Raw genomic sequence first — 17,565 nt, 5'->3', positions numbered from 1 at the left:
TTTAAAGTTGACCAATTTAAGGTAAGGCTATGATTTCAGGCATCCTAGCATCTCCTGGTATTGCTATCGGTAAAGCACTACTACTTCAAGAAGATGAAATTGTCCTAAACACAAACACCATTTCTGATGATCAAGTTGAAGCAGAAGTTGCGCGTTTCTATGACGCTCGCAACAAGTCATCTGCTCAGTTAGAAACTGTTAAACAGAAAGCACTTGAAACCTTCGGTGAAGAGAAAGAAGCGATCTTTGAAGGTCATATCATGCTTCTTGAAGACGAAGAGCTAGAGGAAGAAATCCTAGCACTGATTAAAAATGACAAGATGCACGCTGATAACGCGATCTACACGGTTATCGAAGAGCAAGCATCGGCGCTAGAATCTCTAGACGACGAATATCTAAAAGAGCGTGCAACTGATATCCGTGATATCGGCTCTCGTTTTGTTAAAAATGCTCTAGGCATCAACATTGTTTCGCTAAGCGATATTAACGAACAAGTGATCCTAGTCGCTTACGACCTAACGCCATCTGAAACTGCACAAATCAACCTAGACTACGTTCTTGGTTTCGCTTGTGACATCGGCGGTCGTACTTCTCACACATCTATCATGGCTCGTTCTCTTGAACTTCCAGCTATCGTTGGTACTAACGACATCACTAAGCAAGTTAAGAACGGCGATATGCTGATTCTTGATGCGATGAACAACAAAATCGTTATCAACCCATCAGAAGCTGAGCTAGAAGAAGCGAAAGCAGTTAAAGCCGCTTTCATCGCTGAGAAAGAAGAACTGGCTAAACTGAAAGATCTACACGCAGAGACTCTAGACGGTCACCGTGTAGAAGTTTGCGGTAACATCGGTACTGTTAAAGACTGTGACGGTATCATCCGCAACGGTGGTGAAGGCGTAGGTCTGTACCGTACTGAATTCCTATTTATGGACCGTGATGCCCTACCAACGGAAGATGAACAATACCAAGCTTACAAAGAAGTAGCTGAAGCTATGAACGGTGAGTCAGTGATCATCCGTACTATGGATATCGGTGGCGATAAAGATCTACCGTACATGGATCTTCCTCAAGAGATGAACCCGTTCCTAGGCTGGCGTGCAGTACGTATCAGCTTGGATCGTCGTGAAATCCTACGTGACCAGCTACGTGGTATCCTACGCGCATCTGCGCACGGTAAACTACGCATCATGTTCCCAATGATTATCTCTGTTGAAGAGATCCGTGAACTGAAAAACGCTATCGAAGAGTACAAAGCTGAACTACGTGCTGAAGGTCTTGCATTCGACGAAAACATCGAAATCGGTGTGATGGTTGAAACACCTGCAGCAGCAGCGATTGCACACCACCTAGCAAAAGAAGTAGCTTTCTTCTCTATCGGTACTAACGACCTAACTCAGTACACGCTAGCCGTTGACCGTGGTAACGAGATGATTTCTCACCTGTACAACCCACTGTCTCCAGCTGTACTCACCGTGATCAAGCAAGTTATCGATGCATCTCACGCTGAAGGTAAGTGGACTGGTATGTGTGGTGAGCTTGCGGGCGATGAGCGCGCTACGCTACTTCTACTAGGCATGGGCTTAGATGAGTTCTCTATGAGTGGTATCTCTATCCCTAAAGTGAAGAAAGTTATTCGTAACTCTAACTTCGCTGAAGTGAAAGCGATGGCGGAAGAAGCTCTATCTCTACCAACTGCTGCTGAGATCGAAGCAGTTGTTGAGAAATTCATCGCTGAGAAAACTCAATAACCAACTAATTCCAATGAGATAGACGGTAAAAAAAGTCGTCTATCTCTCTATATTGGTATACTATAATTCGACAGAATTAAATGAAAACGTTAGGAGCATGACACAATGGGTCTGTTTGACAAACTTAAGAAGCTAGTATCTGACGACAGCGCTGACGCTGGTGCAATCGAAATCATCGCACCTCTATCTGGTGAAATCGTAAACATCGAAGATGTGCCAGATGTTGTTTTTGCTGAAAAAATCGTTGGTGATGGTATTGCTATCAAACCTGCTGGTAACAAAATGGTAGCTCCTGTAAACGGTACTATCGGTAAGATCTTCGAAACGAACCACGCGTTCTCTATCGAGTCTGACGATGGCGTAGAGCTATTTGTTCACTTCGGTATCGACACTGTTGAACTGAAAGGTGAAGGCTTCAAGCGTATCGCTGAAGAAGGTCAAGCAGTGAAAGCTGGCGACACTATCATTGAGTTCGATCTAGCACTACTTGAAGAGAAAGCAAAGTCTACTCTTACTCCAGTTGTTATCTCTAACATGGACGAAATCAAAGAGCTGAACAAGCTTTCTGGTTCTGTAACTGTTGGTGAAACTCCAGTTCTACGTGTAACTAAGTAATTTTTACTTAGCTAGATATTAAAAAACGCAGCCGATGGCTGCGTTTTTTTTGCTTATTTTGCTACTTCAGCCCCAATGCATATTTCAGCACTTGAGTTTTCAGAGGTCCTGCATTCTCAGCGACCTTAAGTGCCGCATTTCTTAACAGCTTAAGCGGCGCAAAATCATTACTGAAACCCTTATAGAAAAAATCCATTCCTGATTGCATCAGCAAGTTGTCATAACGCCTATTACGTTCATATTGCTCAAGTAAGGATTGAGTTAATACCTCGTGATTTTGAGTGGCCGCCAGCAGAGCTTCAACATCTTTAAATCCAAGATTCACCCCCTGCCCAGCTAATGGATTGATAGTATGTGCAGAATCACCGACTAACACACAGCCTAATGCAGAATAGCGTTGAGCATGACGGCGAGTTAACGGAAACGAGCCGTATTGAAGCACTTCGATATCACCCAATTCCGCAGGAAAGTAAGCCAATACTTCTTCTCGAAGCTGTGCTGGCGTCATCGCGCATAACTGCCTGATGCGCTTTGGTGAATCATACCAAACCAGTGAGCCTTGATTGCCACATAAAGGCAAAAAGGAACGAGGGCCTGATGGGGTGAACTGTTGCCAAGTAATATCTTGCTGTTCGATCTCAGTTTTGACGTTGATCAGCATACAGTGCTGACGGTAATCCCACGCAGTAACCCCTATCCCCGCTAAATCACGAACCTTTGAATTCGCTCCATCAGCGCCAACCACCAAATCAACCAACAGCTCTTCTCCAGAGCTGAGAGTCACTTTCGATACTTCATCAAACTCAATATCAGATAAGGTATCTGGACAGCGTAAACTTATATTCGAGTAGTGGGAGAACTGAGCCCACAGTCCAAGCTGAATCAGGCGATTTTCAACAATAAAACCCAGACGCTCCATACCAAGTTCATCGCTATGAAAACGGGTTCGGCACTCAGGATGCTCCCACGTTTCTAAACGGCGGTATGGACACACGCGCATTTGTGATGTCGCATGCCAAGCCCCAAGCTCATTCAAAATATCGACCGAATGCTGTGATATAGCAGAAACACGTATATCCATAGGTTGCTCGGGGGAGAATTTTTCAGGTGCCGTACCTTCAACAACAACAACCTTCCGCCCCTGTTTGGCAAAGCCCACTGCAACTGCGGCGCCAACCATACCACCACCGATAACTGCGACATCAAATCTGCTCATATTTTGCACTTCAATTACTTGATAAATTGACTGTTTTTTATTGTACGTTTTCATTACCAAAATGTAACGAAAAACCTTACCCGCTATCAGGGCAAACCCCTTGCGCAATATGGGGTTTAACTGTTTTTGCACCAACACTAGTCAGTAGGTTTTTAAAGCAGTACAATACGCGGCTTACCGCCGAGAGGGCGGCTAAAATAAGGTCACCCAAGCATGTCGATGCGAGTGACTCACTGGAAATATTGGGCGATTTGCTCCCTTAATTTAAACTAACGATCGAGCGAACAACATGAGTAAAAAACTGCTAATTAAAACCTGGGGCTGCCAGATGAATGAATACGATTCGTCTAAAATGGCGGATCTACTGAACGCGGCTAACGGCTATAAGCTGACAGAAGAACCAGAAGAAGCAGATGTGTTATTACTTAATACCTGTTCTATCCGCGAAAAAGCGCAAGAGAAGGTATTCCACCAGCTAGGTCGTTGGAAAACCCTAAAAGACAAAAAGCCAGGTGTTGTGATTGGTGTTGGTGGCTGTGTAGCAACACAGGAAGGCGACCACATTCGCGAACGTGCACCATTTGTAGACGTAATTTTTGGTCCTCAAACACTTCACCGCTTACCAGAGATGATTAAACAGTCTCAACTGGATGAAGCGCCGGTAATGGACATTTCATTCCCTGAGATTGAAAAGTTTGACCGTCTTCCAGAACCACGTGCAGAAGGCGCGACTGCTTTTGTTTCAATCATGGAAGGCTGTTCTAAATACTGTACTTACTGCGTAGTGCCTTACACTCGTGGCGAAGAAGTTAGCCGTCCAATGGATGATGTTCTGTTTGAAATTGCGCAATTGGCTGACCAAGGCGTGCGTGAAGTTAACCTACTGGGTCAAAACGTTAACGCTTACCGTGGTCCAATGCACGATGGTGAAATCTGCTCATTTGCTGAACTGCTTCGTCTTGTCGCATCTATTGATGGTATTGACCGTATCCGCTTTACTACAAGTCACCCACTCGAGTTTACTGATGACATCATTGCGGTATACGAGGACACACCAGAGCTAGTAAGTTTCTTGCACCTACCCGTGCAGAGCGGTAGCGACCGTATTCTTACGATGATGAAACGTCCACACACGGCAATTGAGTACAAATCAATCATCCGTAAACTACGTAAAGCGCGTCCTGATATTCAAATCAGCTCAGACTTTATTGTTGGTTTCCCAGGCGAAACGGCAAAAGATCATCAAGATACAATGAAGTTAATTAAAGACGTTGATTTTGATATGAGCTTCAGCTTTATCTTCTCACCACGCCCAGGTACTCCTGCGGCGGACTATCCGTGTGATGTTCCAGAGCAAGAGAAGAAAGAGCGTCTATATGAACTACAACAAACCATTAATGCTCAAGCAATGCGTTACTCTCGCTTAATGCTTGGTACTGAGCAACGTGTTCTTGTTGAAGGTCCTTCTAAGAAGAACCTGATGGAGTTACGTGCTCGTACAGAGAACAACCGAGTGGTTAACTTTGAAGGCAGTGCGGATCTTATCGGTCAATTTGTGGATGTTAAGATCACGGACGTATTTGCTAACTCTCTTCGTGGTGAGCTCGTGCGTACAGAGAAAGACATGGATCTGCGTACAGTCATTTCACCGACTCAAATGATGGCGAAAACCAAGCGTGAAGATGAGTTAGGTGTAGCAACATTTACACCTTAATTACTACTCTTCGCCACTAGAAGCTTGAAAATACCTCTCTAAGTGACCATCTTAGAAATAGGTATCGTAACCATTCGAAGCCCGGTCTAAATCGGGCTTCATACTAATGGTCAAATATGAGAGGCAACTTTGAGCACGAAAATCGTTACGCTAGAAATCAATCTAGAACCTTCTGACAACCGCCGTTTAGCCAGTCTTTGTGGTCCTTTCGACGACAACATTAAACATCTTGAACGCCGCCTAGGTGTTGAAATCAGCTACCGTGGCAACTTCTTTACCATCGTTGGAAAACCACATACTTCCGCGGCCGCCTTGGAAATCATCAAAACACTGTATGTTAATACTGCGCCAGTTCGCGGCAACATTCCCGATATCGAACCTGATGAAATCCACTTAGCGATCAAAGAGACCGGTGTTCTAGAGCAAAATGTAGAATCCAGTATTGAGCACGGCAAAGAAGTGTTCATTAAGACCAAAAAAGGGGTGATTAAACCTCGTACTCCAAATCAGGGACAGTATCTGGTCAATATGGTCACTCATGATATTTCCTTTGGCGTTGGTCCAGCGGGTACGGGTAAAACCTATCTTGCTGTTGCCGCTGCTGTCGATGCGCTAGAGCGACAAGAAATTCGTCGAATTCTGCTGACTCGACCTGCAGTCGAAGCAGGTGAAAAGCTCGGTTTCCTACCGGGAGATCTCAGCCAGAAAGTCGATCCTTACCTTCGTCCACTTTACGATGCTCTATTCGAAATGCTCGGATTCGAAAAGGTTGAAAAACTGATTGAACGAAACGTTATCGAAGTCGCCCCACTTGCCTATATGCGTGGTCGAACTTTAAATGATGCGTTTATTATTCTCGATGAAAGCCAGAACACTACTGTAGAGCAGATGAAAATGTTCCTCACTCGTATCGGCTTCAACTCTCGAGCGGTGATCACTGGCGATATTACTCAGATCGACTTACCTCGTGGCGCCAAGTCTGGTCTGCGCCATGCCATTGAAGTTCTGAGCGACGTAGAGGAAATTAGCTTTAACTTTTTCCAATCTGACGACGTTGTTCGTCACCCGGTTGTGGCACGCATCGTTAATGCTTACGAGAAATGGGAAGCTCAAGACCAAAAAGAGCGCAAAGAATACGAGAAACGTCGCCGCGAAGAGCGTGAAGCAAAACTTATTGAAGCCCAAGTTGCAGCCGCACCTCAACCTGAAGTGACAACAGAGAGCAAACAGTGATGACAATCGAACTTGATCTACAATTAGCTGTCGAAGATGAAAGCGGCTTACCAAACACTGAAGATTTTCAACTTTGGTTAAGCTCATCCGTTACCAAATTTCAGCCTCAAGCCGAAGTTACCGTTCGAATTGTTGACGAGCAAGAGAGCCAGCAGCTCAATAGCGACTACCGTGGAAAAGACAAGCCGACTAATGTGCTGTCTTTTCCTTTCGAAGCGCCACCAGGAATGGATATCGACCTACTTGGCGATTTAATCATCTGCCGTCAGGTTGTAGAACGTGAAGCCATCGAGCAAAACAAGCCTTTAATGGCTCACTGGGCGCATATGGTTGTACATGGTAGTCTGCATCTGCTAGGTTATGATCATATCGAAGATGACGAAGCCGAAGAGATGGAGTCACTCGAAACAGAAATTATGCAAGAGATGGGATTTGATGATCCGTATCTTGCCGAAAAAGAGTAGTCAAGACTCATCCAGAACCAGCAAGCAGAGTCGCCTCTCTCGCTGCAAGCTGATGTCTTACTACTAATGTGTGCTATCACACTTCTGATAGCGTTACTTAAATGAGAAACAATGAACGAAGACAATTCGCCCTCTTCTCTAGAAGGTAAGAAAGAAAAATCTGAAGGTCCGAGTAGAAAGTCCTTCTTCGGACGCCTAGGTCAACTTTTTCAAGGTGAACCAAAAGATCGCCAAGAGCTCGTCGATGTCATCCGCGACTCTGAAGAAAATGACCTGATCGACCACGACACTCGAGATATGCTCGAAGGTGTCATGGAGATCTCAGAAATGCGTGTGCGCGACATCATGTTGCCACGTTCGCAGATGGTTACCGTTGATCGCAGTGACGATTTAGACACCTTGATCAACCTCATCACCGATGCTCAGCACTCTCGCTACCCAGTCATCAGTGAAGATAAGGACCATGTTGAAGGTATTCTGTTAGCGAAGGACTTACTTAGATACTTAGGTTCTGGAAGTGAACCATTCGATATTGAGCAAGTGATCCGCCCTGCGGTTGTCGTTCCTGAAAGCAAGCGAGTAGATCGTCTGCTAAAGGAATTCCGTGAAGAGCGTTATCACATGTCTATCGTTGTCGATGAGTTTGGTGGTGTATCCGGTCTTGTGACTATCGAAGATATTCTCGAAGAGATCGTGGGCGATATTGAAGACGAGTTCGATGATAATGAAGAACTTGATATTCGTAAGCTCAGCAAACATACATTTGCGGTAAAAGCACTGACCACTATCGAAGAGTTTAATACTACATTCGGTACCACTTTCAGTGATGAAGAGGTCGACACTGTCGGCGGTATGGTAATGACGGCATTTGGCCATTTACCATCTCGTGGCGAAGTTGTTGATATTGATGGTTACAGCTTCAAAGTAACCTCTGCGGACAACCGCCGAGTACTCCAACTTCAGGTAACCATTCCTGATGAAGAGCTGGTTACTGACTCTACTGAAGAGTAACGCTACTCCCCTAAGGGAAACGAAATAATACGATGATGAATTCACTTTTTCATCGCCTCAAACGGCCGCTTGCGGCCGTTTTTGTTGGCGCATTAACAACTCTGGCATTTGCCCCTTATCAAATTTGGCCTCTGGCAATTGTCAGCCCTGCACTCCTGTTACTGCTGATTAACAAGCAGTCTGCTAAACACTCGCTATGGATAGGCTACGCTTGGGGCATCGGGCAATTTTCTACAGGCATTAGCTGGGTACATGTCAGTATCGACAACTTCGGTGGTATGCCCAAAATAGCCAGCGTCTTCCTCATGGTGCTATTAGTTGGCTACCTCGCTGTTTATGCCGCACTATTTGCCTGGAGTCTAAACCGCTTTTTCCCGAATAAGCAGCGCTCACAATTGCTGCTCGCTGCACCGGCTCTATGGCTAATCATGGATTGGTTGCGTGGCTGGGTAATGACAGGCTTTCCCTGGTTATGGCTTGGCTATAGCCAAATAGATAGTCCACTCGCCAATTTTGCTCCGCTAGGTGGGGTCGAACTTATTACCTTGTTGGTGATGATTAGTGCGGGCTCCATCGCTTACGCCGCTCTTTCGCGTCAATGGCTACATCTACTTATTCCTGCCGTTATTCTGATGACAGGCTTTGGATTACAATCCGCTCAGTGGGTCTCTCCTTCTATGGATAAAGTCACTAAAGTAGCGCTTATTCAGGGCAATATCGCGCAAGAGCTGAAATGGCAACCGAGTCAACGTTGGCCAACCATAATGAAGTATACCGACCTGACGCGAGAAAATTGGGATGCAGACATTATCATCTGGCCTGAAGCGGCAATACCTGCTTTTGAATTCGAGATCTCCTCATTTCTAAGCAATCTCGATGCCGCAGCTCGTATGAACAACAGCGCGGTCATTACTGGAATTGTAAACCAAGGTGAAGACAAGAAGTTCTACAACAGTATTCTCACTGTAGGTCAAACTCCTTATGGCGATTATCGTTACGATATGAACAAGCGTTACCACAAACATCACCTGCTACCCTTTGGGGAGTTCGTACCATTTGAGAGCATCCTGAGACCGCTTGCTCCTTTCTTCAACTTGCCCATGTCTTCATTCAGCCGAGGAGATTTTATCCAGCCGAATATTGACGCCAATGGTAAGCAGATGGCTCCTGCATTGTGTTACGAGATTATCTTCAACGAGCAAGTCAGACAAAATGTCGATGACGATACAGATTTTATTTTAACGCTTTCCAATGACGCTTGGTTTGGTCGCTCTATCGGCCCACTCCAGCACATGGAGATTGCCCGTATGCGAGCTCTGGAGCTAGGTAAGCCAGTGATTCGTGCAACAAACAATGGCATCACTGCTGTGACTGATTATCGCGGTCATATCACTGCGCAAGTACCACAATTTGAAACGGCAGTGCTGCGCGCTGAAGTTCCTGCGACTAAGGGAGAAACACCCTACCGAAACCTTGGCACCTGGCCGCTGTATATCTGGGTTGGATTAAGTCTGGTAATTGGGTGGAGAATGAGGAAGGGAGTCTCTAGTCTCTAGTCTCTAGTCTCTAGTCTCTAGTCTCTAGTCTCTAGTCTCTAGTCTCTCAAAAAAAATGAAAGGGTTGATGTGAAGACATCGACCCTTTTTTGAAAATCGAGATAGTTATGGTTTGTTAAGGCGTCATTTTGTTAACACCTATAGAAAACGGTTCCGCCCACCTCTCGAAGCGCGCGCTCGATTCACGGTAGAACGTATTTTCGTTAGCGTAGTCCGCTCTTTTTTATGGTTTCAATGCCTGTCGACTGAATCCTTTGTGGCCACAGTGGGTGCAAGGAATAATGACTGTTGGGTGGGTGTATTGTGTTTTATGACCACACTCATCACAAACAAGCATCCCCAAACCAATCACTTCGCCCGCCTGATATAGACCTTGGTGCTCTAGATCCTGAAATAACTCGACCCACTCGACTTTCGTTCTATCCGTAATATCAAGTAGACCTTGCCAGATAGAGTCGGCAATCATGATATAAAATGGACCACTTTTTGAGTCTTCATAGTTGTCAGCAAACTCTTTTAAATCTGACTTAACATATGCAGACACAAGTGCTAACTCATCTTTGGTTAAGTCATTCGCGGCGTCGACGACCTTACCAGAGGTTTCTAAAACGTGGTTAACTTCATCAGGACTATGCTTTAGAGCTTCGACAACATCTTCAAACATCTCCTCGTAACCTGCTTTGCGTTTTGCCATCGCTAACCTCCTTTCGATTCGGTGGTGCACATTCATAAAGCCCCGTTAAGGCATTAAACATCACCATCTTTACGTGATTTGAGTGGGTATTGGCTATTGTTGTGCCCCTCTCCTTTAGGTATTCTATGACGATCTATTAATGTCTGTTCTAACCGAACTCACAAATTCCAAGATAACCGGATATCATCGATGCAAGAACAATATAACCCGCAAGATATTGAACAAAAAGTTCAACAGCACTGGGATAACAACAAGACCTTTGTTGTAAGTGAAGACCCAAACAAAGAAAAATTCTACTGTCTCTCTATGTTCCCATACCCAAGTGGCCGACTGCACATGGGTCACGTGCGTAACTACACTATCGGTGATGTGGTATCTCGTTTCCAACGCCTTCAAGGTAAAAACGTAATGCAACCAATTGGTTGGGATGCATTCGGTCTACCAGCAGAAAATGCAGCAGTTAAAAACAACACGGCACCAGCGCCTTGGACTTACGAAAACATTGAGTACATGAAAAACCAGCTGAAACTTCTAGGCTTTGGTTACGACTGGAATCGTGAGTTTGCAACCTGTACACCAGAGTACTACCGTTGGGAACAAGAGTTCTTCACTAAGCTTTACAATAAAGGCTTAGTTTACAAAAAGACTTCTTCAGTTAACTGGTGTCCAAACGACCAGACGGTTCTAGCTAACGAGCAGGTTGAAGACGGCTGCTGCTGGCGTTGTGACACACCGGTAGAACAAAAAGAGATCCCTCAGTGGTTCATTAAGATCACTGAATACGCTCAAGAATTGCTAGACGATCTAGACAACCTAGACGGTTGGCCTGAAATGGTTAAAACCATGCAGCGCAACTGGATTGGCCGTTCTGAAGGTGTTGAACTTAAATTCGAAGTAAAAGGTCAGCAAGACCTAGAAGTTTACACAACACGTCCAGACACACTGATGGGTGTGACATACGTGGGCATCGCAGCAGGTCACCCTCTAGCGACTATCGCAGCGGAAAATAACGCAGAGCTTGCAGCTTTCATCGAAGAGTGTAAGAACACTAAAGTCGCTGAAGCGGAACTAGCAACAATGGAGAAAAAAGGTATGGCGACTGGCCTTACCGCAATTCATCCATTGAATGGCCGTGAAGTTCCTGTTTACATTGCTAACTTCGTACTGATGGATTACGGCACAGGCGCTGTTATGGCCGTACCTGCGCACGACCAACGTGACTTCGAGTTCGCGACTAAGTACGGTCTAGATATCATCCCTGTTATCAAGCCAACTGACGGCAGCGAGCTAAACATCGCTGAAGAAGCATATACAGAGAAAGGTGTACTGTTCGATTCAGGCGAATTTGACGGTCTTGAATTCCAAGCAGCATTTGATGCTATTGCAGCGAAGCTAGAAGCTGAAGGTAAAGGCACTAAAACCGTTAACTTCCGTCTACGTGACTGGGGTGTTTCTCGTCAGCGTTACTGGGGTGCTCCAATTCCAATGGTCACAACGGAAGATGGCCAAGTTCATCCAGTGCCAGCAGACCAACTACCAGTGATTCTTCCAGAAGATGTGGTAATGGACGGTGTAACTAGCCCGATCAAAGCAGATAAAGAGTGGGCGAAGACCACATTCAACGGTGAACCAGCACTACGCGAAACCGATACATTTGATACCTTTATGGAATCATCTTGGTACTACGCTCGTTACTGTTCTCCGCAAGCTGATGACATCTTAGATCCAGAAAAAGCAAACTACTGGCTACCAGTAGACCAATACATCGGTGGTATCGAGCACGCTTGTATGCACCTACTGTACTCTCGCTTCTTCCATAAACTACTACGTGACGCGGGTTACGTAACCTCTGACGAGCCGTTCAAACAGCTGCTATGTCAAGGTATGGTACTGGCTGATGCGTTCTACTTTGAGAACGAGAAAGGCGGTAAAGAGTGGGTTGCACCTACAGATGTGACGGTAGAGCGCGATGGCAAAGGCCGCATCACTTCTGCGAAAGATGACCAAGGCCGCGACGTTGAGCACTCAGGCATGATCAAGATGTCTAAGTCAAAGAACAACGGTATCGACCCACAAGAGATGGTAGACAAGTACGGCGCTGATACAGTACGCCTATTTATGATGTTTGCCTCTCCAGCAGACATGACTCTTGAGTGGCAAGAATCAGGCGTTGAAGGCGCTAACCGCTTCTTGAAACGTGTTTGGAAGCTGGTTAAAGAGCATGCATCGAAAGGCGCGGCTGAAGCTATTGACACCTCAGCACTGTCTGGTGACCAAAAAGCACTACGTCGTGACGTTCACAAAACTATCGCTAAAGTGACAGACGATATCGCTCGTCGTCAAACGTTCAACACAGCAATCGCAGCTATTATGGAACTCATGAACAAGCTAGCGAAAGCGCCTCAAGAATCAGCGCAAGACCGCGCGATCCTAGATGAAGCGTTAAAAGCAGTTGTCGCAATGCTTTACCCAATCACTCCGCATATTTCATACGAACTATGGGTTGCGCTAGGTGAATCAGATATCGATAACGCGGTATGGCCAACGTTTGACGAAAAAGCACTCGTCGAAGATGAGAAAACCATCGTTGTTCAAGTTAACGGCAAACTACGTGCGAAACTAACAGTACCGGCAGATATCTCTAAAGAAGAGATTGAACAGCTAGGTCTAAACGATGAGAACGTGACTAAGTTCACTGAAGATAAAACTGTACGTAAAGTTATTTACGTACCAGGTAAACTTCTAAACATCGTTGCGAACTAATCTGTTCTAATAACGTCATAAACAGGGTAGCCACCTACCCTGTTTTATTTATCTTAGCGTTTTGACCCACAATAACTCAGAACTCTAAGATAAGTATTCCAATAATCGAGAGCCATCAACCTATGTTTCCTCAAGTCATGCGACTCATTTCAACTCGTTCTGTAAAGCTATCTACGGTTGTTCTTGCTGCAAGCCTTCTATCTGCTTGTGGTTTCCACCTACGCGGTGACTACTCAATCCCTGAAGAGCTCGATACGATGTCACTGACCAGTTATGACCAGTACAGCAACTTCACGCGCATGATGAAAGGTCAGCTACGTATGAGTGAAATTAAGTTGGTTTCTCCTGCGGCAGATGTTCCGAATTTGCACCTAATTAGCGAAGGTGTGGGTGAACGTACACTCTCGCTATACCAAAACACCCGTGCAGCCGAAAAAGAGCTGACATTCCGTACCTCTTACCGTGTGACTATTCCAGAGCTAGGTTCCAAAACGTTTTCTACCAGCGTAACGCGCAGCTACTTAGATAACCCACTGACAGCTTTAGCGAAATCGGTAGAACGTGACATGATCGAAGATGAAATGCGTAAACTCGCAGCGTCACAGATCATTCGTCAGATGGCTCGCCTAAAAACCAATATCGAATCCGGCACTATGCTTAGTGAAGCTGAGCAAGAGGCACAACTTAAGGCAGAAGAGGAACAGTACCGAGTGAAGACATTCGCTAGTGATGAACCTCAACAAACCGTCACAACTTCTTCTGAGAACCAGCAGTAACTATGCGAGTTTTCGCTGATCGATTGGTGGAGCAGTTAACCAAACAGCTCCACCCTACCTACTTAATTTTCGGTAATGAACCGCTACTTCTTCAGGAATCTCGCCAAGCGATTCAACAAGCTGCCTATAAGCAAGGTTTTGAGGAAAAACATAGATTTGCTATCGATAACTCCTTTGACTGGAACTTAGTTTACGATTGCTGTCAGGCGATGAGCCTTTTTTCTGCCCGACAAATTATTGAGTTGGAGCTACCTGAATCTGGTGTGAATACCACCATCGCTAAAGAGTTGCTTGCGGTCTCCGACTTGCTCCATAGTGATGTAATTCTGGTTCTAATTGGAAGCAAGCTCACCAAGGCCCAAGAGAGTGCTAAGTGGTTTAAAGCTCTTGCTGGAACGGGTTGTTTGGTCAACTGCCTCACGCCAGATATTCAGCGCCTACCTCAGTTTGTTCAAATCCGTTGCCGCGCTCTTGGTCTCAAGCCGGATCCTGAAGCAGTTCAAATGCTGGCTCAATGGCATGAAGGTAACTTGTTTGCACTGACTCAGAGTTTGGAAAAGCTGGCTCTGCTCTATCCAGATGGCGTACTTAATCTTATTCGGTTAGAAGAGTCCCTTAGCCGTCATAACCATTTTACTGCGTTTCATTGGATAGACGCCCTATTGGCGGGCAAGGCTAAGCGTTCTCAGCGCATCCTTCGTCAACTGGAAGCTGAAGGTGTAGAAACCGTCATCTTAGCCCGTACAGTACAAAAGGAACTCACACAACTACTGACAATGTCTCAGCTTCTACAAACACTGCCTATCGGACAAGTGTTTGAGAAATACAGAATTTGGCAGTCAAAGCGTCCTCTTTACTCTGCGGCTCTAAACCGATTAACGCCAGTGAGACTGATGCAACTACTTCAGTTATTGGCACAGGCAGAGAGGACAATAAAAACTCAGTACGAACAATCTAGCTGGCCACTATTACACCAGTTGAGTACTGAGATTTGCTTACCTCAAGTTAAGCTATAAAAAGCGTGGTATACTTCGCCGCCCCAAAATACACTACCAAGTGTCAATCGATTAAATAACGAGGAAAAAACCTTGCAACTTGAACAGTTAAACGAATTTCTAGTCGACAAAGTTGATGATATGAAAGCTCAAGACATTAAAACTATTGATGTTCAGGGTAAATCAAGCATTACAGATTACATGATCGTTTGTACTGGCACGTCAAAGCGCCATGTTGCCTCTATTGCTGAACACGTCGCAAAAGAATCTAAACTTGCTGGTATTATTCCACTAGGCATCGATGGCGAAGCTGAAGGTGAATGGGTTGTACTTGATATGGGTACAACGATTATCCATGTTATGCAGGAAGAGCAACGCGAGCTATACCAACTTGAAAAGCTTTGGGGCTAAGCGATGAAATTACAGCTAATTGCCGTTGGCACTAAAATGCCGAAATGGGTTGAAGAGGGCTTTCAGGAGTATCGTCGTCGTTTCCCACACGACATGCCGCTTGAACTGGTTGAAATTCCAGCTGGAAAACGTGGAAAAAACGCCGACATTGCAAGAATTTTGCAAAAAGAGGGCGAAGCGATGCTTGCGGCAGTGCCAAAAGGCAACCGAATTGTTACTCTCGATATTCCTGGCAAAAAGTGGGATACACCACAATTAGCTGAACAACTAGAGCTTTGGAAACTTGACGCCAGAGACGTGTCTATTCTGATCGGTGGCCCAGAAGGTCTAGCACCTGCATGCAAAGCAGCCGCAGACCAGAGCTGGTCACTATCAGCACTCACGCTACCACACCCACTCGTGCGCATTGTAATGGCAGAAAGCCTGTATAGAGCGTGGAGCATTACTGCTAACCACCCATATCATCGAGAATAACCATCAATGTTAAGGAAGCGTACCCAAATAAGGGATTACCATGAAGAAGCGCGACTATTTAAAAGCCGCGCTATCGTCGCTTTCATCGGTATTGTCGCTATGCTGGGCATCTTGGTGACCAACCTGTACAACATCCAGATTAACCAATACCAAGATTACAAAACCCGCTCTAATGACAACCGAATTAAAGTTGTCCCTATCGCGCCTAACCGCGGCTTAATCTACGACCGTAACGGTAAACTGCTGGCGGAAAACCGCCCAGTATTCAGTCTCGAACTGACGCCGGAAAAGATCAAAGATATGGACGATACCATTGCTCGTCTGCAAAAAATCTTAACCATTACTCCAGAGCAAGTAGATCGTTTTCAAAAAGAACGTCGGCAAACTCGACGCTTTAAATCTGTTCCGATCTTAAACCAACTGACTCCAGAGCAAGTCGCCAAATTTTCGGTCAACCAGCATAACTTTCCTGGTGTATCGGTTAATGCCGCGCTCAAACGTCACTACCCTTATGGTGAAGTGCTGACTCACGTTATTGGTTACGTGTCGCGTATCAATGACCGTGACATGCAACGTCTAGTTCGTGAAGAGAAAGATGCCAACTATCAGGCCACACGCGATATCGGTAAACTCGGCATTGAACGCTATTACGAAGATATGCTGCATGGTACGGCGGGTTATCAGGAAGTCGAAGTTAACAGTCGTGGTCGCGTCATTCGTACACTTAAGTATGTACCTCCGGTTCCGGGCAAAGACATTGTACTTAACCTAGATATTGACCTTCAGCTCTATGTCCATAAGTTGCTCGATGGGCGTCGCGGCAGTGCGGTCGTTCTCGATCCTAAAGACAACGGCGTATTAGCGATGGTGTCTAGCCCAAGTTACGACCCCAATGCTTTTGTTCATGGCATTTCAGGAGAGGCATACAGCTCGTTACTTAACGACAAAAACCGCCCCTTGGTGAATCGAGCAACACTCGGAATATATCCACCCGCTTCAACAATCAAACCATTTATGGCCGTGGCGGCGTTGCAAGAAGGCGTGGTTACCCCTTACACCACTCGAAATGATCCTGGATACTGGAAGATTCCGAACTCTAAAACAAAGCCATTTCGCGATTGGTTACGCTGGGGTCACGGCAAAGTAGATATTGTTCAGTCGATTGAAGAATCTGTTGATACCTTTTTCTATCAAGTCGCTTACGATATGGGCATTGATCGCATATCGCGTTGGATGATGATGTTCGGATTCGGTGACTACACTGGCATTGATATTTACGAAGAAAGTAAAGCCAACATGCCAACCCGTGAATGGAAAATGGCACGACACCGAACGCCTTGGTATCAGGGTGACACTATTCCTGTCGGTATTGGACAAGGGTACTGGACATCGACACCAATGCAACTTGCTAAGGCAACATCGGTACTCGTAAAACGCGGGGAGGTGGTCGCTCCTCACCTGCTAAGAGCTACTATCGACAATGGTGAAGTGTTTGAAAAACAACAGTTATCCGATATTGAAACCTATCCACCTATTGCTGGTGTCAAACCTCGTTACTGGGACATGGCCATTGAAGGCATGAGACTGGTTAACCATGGTAAGAAGGGAACCGCACGTCGAGCATTCACTAAGACACCGTATGTCAGTGCGGGTAAATCAGGGACAGCGCAGGTGTTTGGTCTAGGTGAGGATGAAGAATACAACGCAGATGAAATTGCGGAACACCTTCGCGACCATGCGCTCTTCACTGGGTTTGCTCCGATTGACAATCCAAAGGTGATTGTCACAATCGTATTAGAAAATGCTGGGGGTGGCTCTTCTCAGGGTGGCCCAGTGGTAAGAAAGATATTTGACCACGTACTCGTGGAAAACAAAGAGGCGAACTAATC

Annotated in this window: 15 protein-coding genes; 13 read left to right on the top strand and 2 right to left on the bottom strand. The window is 45.6% G+C overall.

Annotation, left to right across the window (positions count from 1 at the left end; translation table 11 throughout):
- Nucleotides 1-29 precede the first annotated feature (29 nt).
- The gene (gene ptsI / locus ACQEXP_RS15200; RefSeq protein ID WP_269378071.1) at nucleotides 30-1,754 is read left to right on the top strand and encodes a phosphoenolpyruvate-protein phosphotransferase PtsI; all 1,725 of its coding nucleotides are present in this window, start codon (nucleotides 30-32) and stop codon (nucleotides 1,752-1,754) included.
- A 105-nt stretch (nucleotides 1,755-1,859) separates the two neighbouring features.
- Complete coding sequence (crr, locus tag ACQEXP_RS15195) at nucleotides 1,860-2,369, top strand: PTS glucose transporter subunit IIA (RefSeq protein ID WP_138973394.1); 510 nt, start codon at nucleotides 1,860-1,862, stop codon at nucleotides 2,367-2,369.
- 61 nt (nucleotides 2,370-2,430) lie between these two features.
- On the opposite strand, the gene ACQEXP_RS15190 is transcribed toward crr, so the two are convergent.
- On the bottom strand, nucleotides 2,431-3,585 hold the full coding sequence (locus tag ACQEXP_RS15190) for a 2-octaprenyl-3-methyl-6-methoxy-1,4-benzoquinol hydroxylase (RefSeq protein WP_426970764.1): 1,155 nt from the start codon (nucleotides 3,583-3,585) through the stop codon (nucleotides 2,431-2,433).
- A gap of 289 nt (nucleotides 3,586-3,874) precedes the next feature.
- On the opposite strand from ACQEXP_RS15190, the gene miaB reads away from it, so the two are divergent.
- The 5 genes from miaB to lnt all read left to right on the top strand — a co-directional run bounded on the left by miaB (nucleotide 3,875) and on the right by lnt (nucleotide 9,563).
- A complete protein-coding gene (gene miaB / locus ACQEXP_RS15185) occupies nucleotides 3,875-5,299 on the top strand; it encodes a tRNA (N6-isopentenyl adenosine(37)-C2)-methylthiotransferase MiaB (protein ID WP_426970762.1) in 1,425 nt (474 codons plus the stop codon).
- Nucleotides 5,300-5,428: 129 nt separating this feature from the next.
- Nucleotides 5,429-6,532, top strand: a complete 1,104-nt coding sequence (locus ACQEXP_RS15180) for a PhoH family protein (RefSeq protein WP_269378073.1) — start codon at nucleotides 5,429-5,431, stop codon at nucleotides 6,530-6,532.
- Nucleotides 6,532-6,996 carry an rRNA maturation RNase YbeY gene (gene ybeY, locus ACQEXP_RS15175; protein WP_269378089.1) on the top strand — a complete coding sequence of 155 codons (465 nt, stop codon included), beginning with the start codon at nucleotides 6,532-6,534 and terminating at the stop codon, nucleotides 6,994-6,996. Before ACQEXP_RS15180 ends, ybeY begins: the two co-directional genes overlap by 1 nt.
- A 111-nt stretch (nucleotides 6,997-7,107) precedes the next feature.
- Nucleotides 7,108-8,007, top strand: a complete 900-nt coding sequence (corC, locus tag ACQEXP_RS15170) for a CNNM family magnesium/cobalt transport protein CorC (RefSeq protein ID WP_331416081.1) — start codon at nucleotides 7,108-7,110, stop codon at nucleotides 8,005-8,007.
- 32 nt (nucleotides 8,008-8,039) lie between these two features.
- Entirely contained in the window at nucleotides 8,040-9,563 is a 1,524-nt protein-coding gene (gene lnt, locus ACQEXP_RS15165; protein ID WP_426970759.1) for an apolipoprotein N-acyltransferase, read from the top strand.
- 223 nt (nucleotides 9,564-9,786) lie between these two features.
- Here lnt and ACQEXP_RS15160 read toward each other — a convergent pair whose 3' ends face one another.
- Nucleotides 9,787-10,257 (bottom strand): zinc ribbon-containing protein, encoded by a 471-nt coding sequence (locus ACQEXP_RS15160; protein WP_138973400.1) that lies wholly within the window; start codon nucleotides 10,255-10,257, stop codon nucleotides 9,787-9,789.
- Nucleotides 10,258-10,446: 189 nt separating this feature from the next.
- Between ACQEXP_RS15160 and leuS the strand changes: the two genes are divergently transcribed.
- The 6 genes from leuS (at nucleotide 10,447) to mrdA (ending at nucleotide 17,563) form a co-directional block, all read left to right on the top strand.
- Entirely contained in the window at nucleotides 10,447-13,020 is a 2,574-nt protein-coding gene (gene leuS / locus ACQEXP_RS15155; protein WP_426970757.1) for a leucine--tRNA ligase, read from the top strand.
- Nucleotides 13,021-13,157: 137 nt separating this feature from the next.
- The gene (lptE, locus tag ACQEXP_RS15150) at nucleotides 13,158-13,796 is read left to right on the top strand and encodes an LPS assembly lipoprotein LptE (protein WP_426970836.1); all 639 of its coding nucleotides are present in this window, start codon (nucleotides 13,158-13,160) and stop codon (nucleotides 13,794-13,796) included.
- Between the two features lie 2 nt (nucleotides 13,797-13,798).
- Complete coding sequence (gene holA, locus ACQEXP_RS15145; protein ID WP_426970755.1) at nucleotides 13,799-14,812, top strand: DNA polymerase III subunit delta; 1,014 nt, start codon at nucleotides 13,799-13,801, stop codon at nucleotides 14,810-14,812.
- A 72-nt stretch (nucleotides 14,813-14,884) separates the two neighbouring features.
- Nucleotides 14,885-15,202: a ribosome silencing factor gene (gene rsfS / locus ACQEXP_RS15140; protein ID WP_138973403.1), complete on the top strand. Its 318-nt coding sequence runs from the start codon at nucleotides 14,885-14,887 to the stop codon at nucleotides 15,200-15,202.
- 3 nt (nucleotides 15,203-15,205) lie between these two features.
- Nucleotides 15,206-15,676: a 23S rRNA (pseudouridine(1915)-N(3))-methyltransferase RlmH gene (rlmH, locus tag ACQEXP_RS15135; protein ID WP_269378078.1), complete on the top strand. Its 471-nt coding sequence runs from the start codon at nucleotides 15,206-15,208 to the stop codon at nucleotides 15,674-15,676.
- Nucleotides 15,677-15,682: 6 nt separating this feature from the next.
- Entirely contained in the window at nucleotides 15,683-17,563 is a 1,881-nt protein-coding gene (mrdA, locus tag ACQEXP_RS15130; RefSeq protein WP_426970753.1) for a penicillin-binding protein 2, read from the top strand.
- The last annotated feature ends 2 nt before the right edge of the window (nucleotides 17,564-17,565 follow it).

It is taken from the genome of Vibrio sp. TRT 1302 (assembly GCF_050113875.1).
Taxonomy (GTDB): domain Bacteria; phylum Pseudomonadota; class Gammaproteobacteria; order Enterobacterales; family Vibrionaceae; genus Vibrio.
The sequence above is the reverse complement of the archived record's forward strand: the minus strand, read 5'-3'. Positions and strand labels throughout refer to the sequence as shown.